This window comes from Anoxybacillus sp. MB8, assembly GCF_011006755.1.
GTDB lineage: Bacteria > Bacillota > Bacilli > Bacillales > Anoxybacillaceae > Anoxybacillus > Anoxybacillus gonensis.
Genome location: NZ_RXXX01000002.1, coordinates 132,008 through 142,222, shown reverse-complemented (window position 1 = coordinate 142,222; position 10,215 = coordinate 132,008). Strand labels below are relative to the sequence as shown.

Here is a 10,215-nt window from a genome sequence, read left to right as displayed (position 1 = left end):
AAAAGCGCTTACATATAACGATTTTATAAAACCATATATAACCAAAAAAATCGGTCGAGAAAAAAATCTCCCACAAAGTCTTGACTCAAACACACTACCGATTACTAATGACAGGCAGGAAAGCGATGTAGTACAATAGACTTATATGTCAAGACAGCTAAAGAGGTGAATCGCATGTTATTTAAGCGCCTTCGTCCGTCGTTGAACGAATTGCTTGAAAAAGGGACAGACTATTCGTTTCAAGGACGATTTAACGACACATTATCATACAACCATTTTACGACAGAAGATTTCGCAAAGTTAAAACAAATTGATGAACTTATTGCACCGCATAAAAAAGAAATCGTTCATCTTCTTTATGAGGGGCTTCAGCAAGTGCAGCCAGAAGCGACAAATGTGATTACTGAAGCGCGCGTGGAAGCGTATATCGATGCCTTTTTTACGATGGAACGAAACCGCGCGTACGTCGATGAATCGCTTCGCTTTTTCCATTTGTTGCGCAAACAAAAAGTGAACGTCGGAAAATTGATCGTTGCCTTTAATCATTTGAATTTCTTTATTTTAACGACGTTGTTATCGAAAACGGCACTTGCGCCGAAACGTTGTTTAACGTTGATGGAAACGTTGCAGCGGGCCATTAATATCGAGCAACAACTTCTCGTTGAAGTGTACACAGAAACGATGATGGAACAAATCGCAAGCGGAACAGAAATGTTGATGGAACAAAATGCGGAAATTATGTTTATTAAAGATTTACTACAAGCGCTCGACCAACAAAATAGCGATGTACAAATGGTGACGGCGGCGACGGAAGAAATGACGACGGCCGTTTCGGAAGTGGCGCACGCGGCGACCGTCATCGCCGAAAAAACGACGACATCCGTTGAACAGGCGGAAAAAGGGCAACAAATGATGACGGAAGCGTTTGAAGAAATTATGGAAACGTCCGAACAGTTTACGAACATGGTTGACCGTTTTGAACATTTACAACAGCATTTAAGCGCGATTGAAAAAGTGATGCAGCTTGTCAACGGCATTGCGGATCAAACGAATTTACTTGCGTTAAACGCTTCGATTGAAGCGGCACGTGCAGGGGAATACGGAAAAGGATTTTCCGTCGTTGCGGAAGAAATTCGGAAGCTTGCCGATCATACAGTGCAATCGCTCGGCGAAGTGCAACGAAACGTCGGAGAGTTGCGGACGATTTCATCGGAAGTATCATCCGCGATTTACTCAACATCATCGACGATTCGCCAAGCGGTCCGTCAAGCGCAAGAAGCGATGCCTTTATTAAACGAAATCGTATCAGCGATGGGCGACATTCAAGATAGTACAAATACGAATGCTGCGGTTGCTGAACAGCAAGCAGCGGCTGTCGATGAAATCGCAAACCGTATGGCATCGATCGCCTCATTAACAGAATATATTCGCGAGCTTGGTGAAAAAACAGGAAAGACGGTTCATGCGTTAAGCAAAGCGATCGACCGTTTCCGCTTAAATTTAGTTAACGAAAACAATATTAAACTATCTGCGAAAGCGTTATTGCATTTAGCGAAAACGGATCACTTATTATGGAAATGGCGCATTTACAATATGATTGTCGGCTACGAGAACATTCGTCCGGAAGATGTCGCTTCTCACCATCAATGCCGATTAGGAAAATGGTACTTTGATGAACAAACGAAAAAACAACTGAAAGGCACGCCAGCGTATGAAAAGCTTGATGCCCCTCATGAACGTGTGCACGTCGCGGCGAAAAAAGCAGCGGAAGCGTACGCAAAAGGCGATATAAAAGGTGCCGAAGCGCAACTGCAAGAACTCGAACAAGCATCGACCGAAGTGATTCGTCTTATTGATGAACTAATGGAAAAAGTAGAAAAAGAACGAACGTTTGAAACCCACCTTGCGTAAGGTGGGTTACTTTTTTACGATATGGGACAACGCGAGTGCGAAAATTAAAATCGTTCCTTTGATTATATCTTGGGCGTAGTACGGGACGTTCATCATCGTCAGCCCGTTTAACAACACCCCGATTAAAATCGAGCCAAGCAGCGTACCGATGACGTTCGGTTTGCCTGCGCCAAAGACGGAAAAGCCGATAAAGGCGGCAGCGACGCCGTCCATTAATAAGGAAGCCCCTGCCGATACTTGTCCGGTGCCGATGCGCGAAGCAAGAACAATGCCCCCTAAAGCAGCGAACAGGCCGCTAATGATATACGCAGCCGTGCGGTAACGATCGACGGGAATGCCGGTGAGCCTTGCTGCTTCACGATTTTCGCCTGTCATGTAAAACAAGCGTCCGAATGTTGTATACGTTAAAAAAAGATGAGCACAAACGACGACAAAAAGCATAAGCAACACAGAAAATGGGATGCCAAACAGCTCTCCTTGTCCGATAAATAAAAACGATGGAATAAATTTTCCCGGCGCCGTTCCGCCTTCTGGAAGCGGCATGTCGTTGTAAATCGAAAATCCTTTCGTATATGTCAATTGCACGCCGTTAATGATATACATGACGGCTAACGTCGCCAATAAATCAGGCAGGCGAAGGCGAATGATGAGAAAGGCGTTAAGCAATCCAACGAGTGCGCCGAGAAGAAGCGGAACGATGAGTGCAACGAAAAGCTCTTGACGATGTAAAACGAGCGCGGAGGCGCTTGCGATGGTCGCTAAACTGACGGTTGAACCGACCGATAAATCAAAACCGTCGACAATTAATGAAAACGTAATGCCGATCGCCACGAGCGTAACAATGGAAATCGAACGTAAAATGTCGCTAAAGTTTGCATACGTAAAAAACGAATCGAGCGTGATGCTGAAAAAACTAATGACGACAACAATCGCGATCATCGTTCCGTATTTGTATAAAAATTTCATCTCATTTCACCTCCCGTTGTATCATGGACGAGCTGTTCATATGTCGCTTCTTGGGCGTCTATTTTTTTTATGAAACGACCGTCGACCATCACATAAATCGTATGTGCGATATGTAGCAGCTCTTGAAACTCGCTCGTGAAATAAATGATCGCTTTTCCTTCCTCAGCAAGCGAGCGAATGATCGCAAATACTTCCTCTTTGGCATGCACATCAATGCCTTTTGTCGGCTCGTCAAAAAGAAATACGTCGCTATTCGTTTGCAGCCATTTGCCGATGACGACTTTTTGTTGATTGCCGCCGCTTAAGTTTTTCGCCAGTGCGGTCGGCGAGGATGGACGAATATGTAACGATGAAATGAGCGATGTGGCGATCGTGCGCTCGCGGCGTTTGTTTATCCATTTCCATTTCGAAATGTTCGACAATAGACGCACCGTTAAATTTTTTTCTACCGTCTCGTTCATAAATAGCCCTTGTTTGCGGCGCTCTTCTGGGATAAGACAAACGCCTGCTTCAATCGCATCTTTTGGCGATGTCCACGTTTGTTTTTTCCCGCGCACGATGCGTTCCCCTGTCGTGTTCACATGAGCGATGATGCTTTCTGCTAATTCTGTTTTTCCTGCGCCGACGATGCCGGCAATGCCGACAATTTCCCCGCGCTGTACACGTAAATCAACCGTCGTTTTCGTTTTCGGAATGTATAGTTGCTTCACTTCAAAAATCGTTTCGCCACTTTTTTCCCGCGCAAAAGTGTTGCGCGTTTTTGGTTGCCGTCCGACCATATGGCGCACGATTTGTTCCGTCGGTAGCGACACATCACCTTCATACACGACATGGCCGTCGCGCAAAATCGTCATCCGGTCGCAAATGCGTTTGACTTCGTGCAATTTATGCGAAATATAAATAAATGACACGCCTTGTGCTTTTAATTGTTCGATCATCGCAAATAGCCGTTCCGTTTCTTGTTCGCTTAACGAAGCGGTTGGCTCGTCTAAAATAATATAGCGAGCGGAAGAAGAAAGGACGCGAGCGAGTAAAATGAGCTGTTTTTCATGGAGCGTGCACGTTTGAACGAGCGCATCAGGCGATACATGCGCCAAACCGACGCGCTCAAGCAGTTGGAAAACAAATGCCCGCTTTTTCGTTTTTGAAAACAACTTGTTCGGTTGTTCAGCAATTTGTTCAGCGAGCACGTTTTCATACACGGACAGGGCAGGAAATAACGCTGCGTCCACTTCTTGTACGACATGTCCGATGCCAGCCCGCTTTGCCTCTCTTGGGGAAGAAAACGTATACGACCGTCCGTCGATGTCAATCGTTCCTTCGGTCGGTTGAAGATGGCCGGCTAAAATGTTCATTAACGTGCTTTTTCCCGCGCCGTTCATACCTAAAAGGGCGTGAACTTCGCCCGGTTGGACATGGAAGTTCACGCCGTTTAATACGGTGACATCGCCAAACGAATGGACGATTTGTTTCATGGAAAGCCCGCTCATTGCTTTTTCACCTGTTGTTCGAGCGTTTTCATCCATGGAGAGACAGCGACGTTTGATTGTCCCCAGCCCGAAATGTAGTTGTGCAGTTCGCCCATCGACACTTGTTGATCTGGTAAGTCGGAACGTTTGACTAAATGCGGTTCAAGTGAATAAATGTTTGGCGTTTTTTCGCCTGCAATTTTTTGATACGCAAAGCGCACTTGCACGCGCCCGACTTCCGCTGGGTCAGTTGCTGTTGTTGCGACCCATGGGCTATTTGGTTGTTGAATCATTTGTAAATCTTCATCGCTTAAGTCGATGCCGTACACTTTAATTTCTGTTCGCCCTGCTTGTTGAATGGCGCGCGTTGCTCCTTTGGCAAACTCATCCCATGTCGCAAACACCGCATCAATATCGCCTTTGTTCGGATATTTTTTCAAAATCGCTTCCATTTGCGTTTGTGTATCTAAAGCGGTATTTGCGCTCGCTGTGCCGAATTTGGCGACTTCTTTTATGTTCGGATATCGTTTTTGAAACGCTTCGTAAATGACGTGACGACGTTCCATTGGCGTAAAGCCGCCGACCCAAATCGTGACGATTTCGCCTTCACCGTTTAAATCTTCCGCTAACGTTTTTAACGTTTTCCATGCTAAGCTGTAATCGTCTTGGTCAATGACAGTGACACCCGGAATGTTTAAATCATTATCAAATGCGACGACATGAATGCCTTTGGCGAGCGCTTTTTCCACAGGGGCTTTCAACGCATCCGCGCGCCCATGATCTAATAAAATCGCATCGACGTTTTGGTTGATTGCTGTTTCGACGTACGATGCCATTTTTGTTAAATCGTTATCCGCGTTATAAATTTGCACCTCGCCGCCAAATTTTGCGACTTGTTCTTTCACACCTGCGATATATTGCGATGAAAAGGTGCCGATCGACATTTGCATAATGGCGGCAATTTTAATCGGTTTGTTTAGCGCGGCTGGAATGTCCGCTCCTGTTGTTTCATTCGTTTGTTTCGTTTCTTCTTTCGGCTGTTGCGCCGGTTTAGAAACGGCATCTTGTTCGTTCGTGCATCCGGCTAATAGCGCAAAAATGAGCACGAAGGCAAGCCATATGTTTCTCATGCGAAAACCTCCTCAAATAATGTTGGTAGTTTTGTTGCGTAATCGCCAAAAATGATCCCTTTTTCGGTAATAATGCCCGTAATGAGTTCATGCGGTGTGACGTCAAATGCAGGGTTGTAGACGTTCACGTCCGGTGCGATGCGCACGCCGCCGATATGCGTCACTTCTTCTTTTGCGCGTTCTTCAATCGGAATGTCATCGCCTGTTTTCGTCTGTAAGTCGATCGTTGAGAGCGGAGCGGCGACGTAAAACGGAATGTGAAACGCTTTAGCTAAAATGGCTAGACCGAACGTTCCGATTTTGTTGGCGGTGTCGCCGTTTGCGGCGATGCGATCTGCGCCGACGATGACAGCGGAAATATGTTTGGCTTTCATCGTTTGCGCGGCCATATTGTCGGTAATGAGCGTGACATCGACGCCGGCTTGTGAAAGCTCCCAAGCGGTGAGCCTTGCTCCTTGCAGCACAGGCCGCGTTTCACAAGCGTACGCATGAAGCGTCATTCCTTTTTCTTTCGCTAAATGAAACGGAGCAAGTGCCGTTCCGTAGCGCGCCGTCGCAATCGCTCCTGCATTGCAAATCGTCATGATGCGATCGCCGTCTTGAAAAAGGGAAAGGGCATGTTCGCCGATGCGGCGGCATACGTCTTCATCTTCTACTTGAATGCAAATCGCTTCATGAATGAGCGTCGTTTTCGCTTCGTTGACGGATTTTGCTTGCGCAACGCTTTTCATAAGCCGATCAAGCGCCCAAAATAAGTTGACAGCGGTCGGACGCGAACTAGCTAAATAGTCGCGGTCTCGTTTTAACTCGGCATGAAATTGCGCTAAGTCGTTCGTTTCATACGATTTTGCCGCAAGCGCTAAGCCGTAGGCGGCGGTCATGCCGATGGCTGGCGCCCCGCGCACTTTTAACGTCACGATCGCATCCCATACGTCTTTGATATTTTTTAATTCTAAATATTCAGTCTTATGAGGCAATGCTTGTTGGTTTAAAATCGTAATATGTGTATCGTGCCATTGTACAGATTTCATTGTCTTCCTCCTAGCTGTTCACATGTACCGTTTGTTGCACAAGTCGTTTGATCGCATGAATCGGCAATTGTTCACGCTGTACGATCAGCTCGCGTCCGAGGCGAAGCGCGTGACGTTTCACATCAAGTCGGCGCTCAAGCGGCAATTCGTCAACGTCTGCGACATGCGCTAAACCGATTGTTCGGCGAATGACTTCACAGCCAGCAAATCCAATCGCTTCTGTGAGGGCATCGCGAAGCACGTCATGAAGCACGCCAGAAACGGTCGCGTACGGTTCATTGCTTTCACGCCAAAGTTCAGAAAATGTGCGAACAAACACGTCCCACGTTTTTTCGATATGATGAAAGAGCGGTTTGCGGTCACGTTCATCGCGAGCGAGGGCGTTTAACAGCAAATTAGCGAAAAATTGCCCGAGATCAAAGCCGATTGGACCGTAAAATGCAAATTCTGGGTCGATCACTTTCGTTTCATCGTCACTTGCGAAAATGCTTCCTGTATGTAAATCGCCATGAAGCAAGACGTCCGCTTTCGTTAAAAAGCGCCGTTTCAATTTTGCGGTTTCGCGTTTTAATGCGTCATCTTGCCAAAGCTGCTCGACATCTGCGCGAAGTTCGGCTTCAAAGTTGTTTGTGTCATGGTCAAAAAACGGGTCGGTCAATACGAGATCTTCTGTAATTTTACAAAGTTCAGGATTTGTAAATTGCTGTGCGAGCTTCTTTTTTTGTTGTTGGTTCATGCCGAAATCGGACGTGTAAAACGCTGTTTTCGCGATAAATTCGCCGATATGTTCAGAAATGTTCGGAAATGTTTTTCCTTCGATGAACCCACGACGAGCAATTTGTAAATGCGATAAATCTTCCATCACTGTAATCGCTAAAGACTCATCAGAATAGTATACTTTCGGAACGTATTGAGGGACGTAGCTTGCGAAAGTGCGCAACGCTTGGCTTTCAATCGTCGCCCGTTTTAACGTGAGCGGCCAGCTTTCGCCGACGACTTTCGCATACGGTAACGCTTGTTTGATGATGATGCTGTCGTTTGTGCGCTCGTTGACGATACGAAACACGAGATTTAAGTTGCCATCGCCAATTTCTTTGCATGAAAGAAGCGCATCTTTTCCAAAAAGCCCCAACCGAACAGCAAGGGCGATCGCTTTTTGTTCTGTTAACGGTTCGTACATACAAATTCCTCCCTTGACATAAATAAAAAACCTCTTTCGCTGAACGAAAGAGGTTTGAAGTTTGCTTCGCACCTCTTATCTCTCAGCCTACTGCTGCAAGAATTAGCACCGTGCGTCATCGCCGGTTGCCGGGCTTCATCGGGCTCGTCCCTCCACCTGCTCTTGATAAGAGTGTTTATCGTTATTTGAATGTTTTTAACAGTGAAAAAGTTTCGTGAATTCGCTTGATTCGAATCATACATCGGTTCATGCTCGTTTGTCAATCCTTTTTTTCAAAAATTTTATACACGTCTGGGCGACGATCAGCAAAAATCGGGATGCGTCCGCGCACATGTTGCACTTCGTTTATGTCAATATTCGCCATAATGACCGTTTCTTGTTCGTCCCCTTCAGCGAGCACGTTTCCCCATGGATCGATGATCATCGAATGACCAGCAAATGTGTTGTTCGGGTCTTTTCCTGCGCGGTTGCAAGCGACGACGTAACATTGGTTTTCAATCGCTCTCGCCATTAATAACGTACGCCAATGATGAAGGCGAGCAAGCGGCCACTCCGCGACGACAAATAGCACTTCGGCTCCGTGAAGCGCATGAGTGCGAATCCATTCTGGAAAACGAATGTCATAACAAATGACGCCTGCGCACGTCGTGTGAGCGAGTTGAAAAACGTGTAACGTCTCCCCAGCTTGTAAATACATATGTTCATCCATCAATTTGAACAAATGAAGTTTACTATATTCGCTAACGACATGGCCGTTTCGGTCGACGACATACATCGTATTCGTCATTTGTTTGTCTGTTTTTTTCGCTACCGATCCGCCGACAATATGCACATCGTACGTGCGCGCAAGCGAGGAAAGAAACGTTTTTGTATCTTCGCCGTTTTCGTCGGCGATGTCTGTTAATCTCGTTAAATCGTATCCTGTCGTCCATAGTTCTGGCAATACGACGACGTCGACGTCACGCGCCATTTGTTCCATGTAGCGCACGATCGTTTGTTTATTTTTTTCAGGCGCTCCAAACGCAATGTCCATTTGTATACAAGCGATATTCATTTCATTCACCTCGAAAAATTTTCTTTACATTTTGATTTTTACGATATATGATACATGACTAGAATTTCAACCTTTTTGTGAAGTAGGTGTGCGAAAAATGAAAACATTTCCGCAATCGAACTTGTTACAGCAACTACCGAAGCAATTTTTTGCTTCGCTCGTTCAAAAAGTCAATACGGTCATTGCTGAAGGGCATGACGTCATTAATCTTGGGCAAGGAAATCCGGATCAGCCGACCCCTGCTCATATTGTAAACGCAATGCAACAGGCGGTAGCAAAGCCAGCGTACCATAAATATTCCCCGTTTCGCGGGTATTCGTTTTTGAAAGAAGCGGTAGCGACGTTTTACAAACGGGAGTATGGGGTAACCATTGATCCAGAAAAAGAAGTCGCCATTTTATTTGGCGGCAAAGCTGGGCTCGTTGAAATGCCGCTTTGTTTATTAAACCCCGGCGATGTCGTGCTCGTTCCCGATCCCGGTTATCCGGACTATTGGTCGGGCGTTGTGCTTGCGCGGGCGCGCATGGAAATGATGCCGCTGCGGGCGGAAAACGACTTTTTGCCCGATTATGAGGAGTTAAACAAAGACGTCGTTCGTCAAGCGAAATTGATGTTTTTAAACTATCCGAACAACCCGACAGGCGCGACAGCAACGGAATCGTTTTTTAAAGAAACCGTTTCGTTTGCTGAAACATACGGCATTGCTGTCGTGCACGATTTTGCGTATGGGGCGATCGGGTTTGACGGGAAAAAGCCGGTCAGCTTTTTACAAGTCGAAGGGGCGAAAGACGTTGGCATTGAAATTTATACGTTTTCAAAAACGTACAATATGGCAGGATGGCGCATCGGCTTTGCGGTCGGCAACGAAAGCATGATCGAAGCGATTAACGTTTTGCAAGATCATTTGTATGTGAGCATGTTCGGCGCCATTCAAGAAGCGGCAGCGGTTGCGCTTTTACAGTCGCAACAATGCGTCGATGAGCTTGTCGCCACGTATGAAGCAAGACGGAATACGTTTATTCGTGCATTAAACGACATCGGCTGGAACGTGCAAGCGCCAGCAGGTTCTTTTTTTGCGTGGCTTCCGGTGCCAAAAGGATATACGTCCGAAACGTTTGCCAATCTTTTACTTGAACAAGCACATGTCGCCGTTGCCCCAGGCATCGGCTTTGGAGAGCATGGGGAAGGATATGTGCGCACAGGGCTGTTGACAAGCGAAGAACGGCTGAAAGAAGCAGCAGAACGAATCGGACGATTGCAACTTTTTTAAAAAATCATTGACAAAATGAAAGACGGCTGTCATAATTCAGATTAAATTTATGAAAAACGAACCATTTCAAAAATTTCATACATTGCGAATTCTTATCAAGAGTAGGCGGAGGGACGAGCCCGATGAAGCCCGGCAACCGACTTAACGAACGTTAAGCACGGTGCTAATTCTCGCAGCAATCAGCTGAGAGATAAGAAGAGACGA

Annotated in this window: 8 protein-coding genes and 2 riboswitches; of the genes, 2 read left to right on the top strand and 6 right to left on the bottom strand. The window is 46.2% G+C overall.

All coding sequences use genetic code 11. From position 1 onward, the window contains the following. Positions 1-174 precede the first annotated feature (174 nt). Positions 175-1,911, top strand: a complete 1,737-nt coding sequence (locus EKC99_RS01700; RefSeq protein WP_163150181.1) for a methyl-accepting chemotaxis protein — start codon at positions 175-177, stop codon at positions 1,909-1,911. A gap of 6 nt (positions 1,912-1,917) precedes the next feature. On the opposite strand, the gene EKC99_RS01695 is transcribed toward EKC99_RS01700, so the two are convergent. The 6 genes from EKC99_RS01695 to EKC99_RS01670 all read right to left on the bottom strand — a co-directional run bounded on the left by EKC99_RS01695 (position 1,918) and on the right by EKC99_RS01670 (position 8,741). Further along, complete coding sequence (locus EKC99_RS01695; protein ID WP_009362514.1) at positions 1,918-2,877, bottom strand: ABC transporter permease; 960 nt, start codon at positions 2,875-2,877, stop codon at positions 1,918-1,920. Beyond that, positions 2,874-4,367 carry a sugar ABC transporter ATP-binding protein gene (locus tag EKC99_RS01690; protein ID WP_163150178.1) on the bottom strand — a complete coding sequence of 498 codons (1,494 nt, stop codon included), beginning with the start codon at positions 4,365-4,367 and terminating at the stop codon, positions 2,874-2,876. The genes EKC99_RS01695 and EKC99_RS01690 overlap by 4 nt, the downstream gene beginning before the upstream one ends. Further along, positions 4,364-5,476: a sugar ABC transporter substrate-binding protein gene (locus EKC99_RS01685; RefSeq protein WP_163150175.1), complete on the bottom strand. Its 1,113-nt coding sequence runs from the start codon at positions 5,474-5,476 to the stop codon at positions 4,364-4,366. The genes EKC99_RS01690 and EKC99_RS01685 overlap by 4 nt, the downstream gene beginning before the upstream one ends. Next, on the bottom strand, positions 5,473-6,507 hold the full coding sequence (mtnA, locus tag EKC99_RS01680; protein ID WP_163150172.1) for an S-methyl-5-thioribose-1-phosphate isomerase: 1,035 nt from the start codon (positions 6,505-6,507) through the stop codon (positions 5,473-5,475). Before mtnA ends, EKC99_RS01685 begins: the two co-directional genes overlap by 4 nt. 10 nt (positions 6,508-6,517) lie before the next feature. Then, the gene (gene mtnK / locus EKC99_RS01675; protein ID WP_163150169.1) at positions 6,518-7,687 is read right to left on the bottom strand and encodes an S-methyl-5-thioribose kinase; all 1,170 of its coding nucleotides are present in this window, start codon (positions 7,685-7,687) and stop codon (positions 6,518-6,520) included. A gap of 72 nt (positions 7,688-7,759) precedes the next feature. Then, a riboswitch (SAM riboswitch) is annotated at positions 7,760-7,859 on the bottom strand. Positions 7,860-7,946: 87 nt separating this feature from the next. Continuing rightward, the gene (locus EKC99_RS01670) at positions 7,947-8,741 is read right to left on the bottom strand and encodes a carbon-nitrogen family hydrolase (RefSeq protein WP_035064181.1); all 795 of its coding nucleotides are present in this window, start codon (positions 8,739-8,741) and stop codon (positions 7,947-7,949) included. A gap of 97 nt (positions 8,742-8,838) precedes the next feature. Here EKC99_RS01670 and EKC99_RS01665 point away from each other — a divergent pair, with 97 nt between their 5' ends. After that, positions 8,839-10,011 (top strand): pyridoxal phosphate-dependent aminotransferase, encoded by a 1,173-nt coding sequence (locus EKC99_RS01665; RefSeq protein WP_163150166.1) that lies wholly within the window; start codon positions 8,839-8,841, stop codon positions 10,009-10,011. Positions 10,012-10,100: 89 nt separating this feature from the next. Further along, positions 10,101-10,208: riboswitch (SAM riboswitch) on the top strand. Positions 10,209-10,215 lie beyond the last annotated feature (7 nt).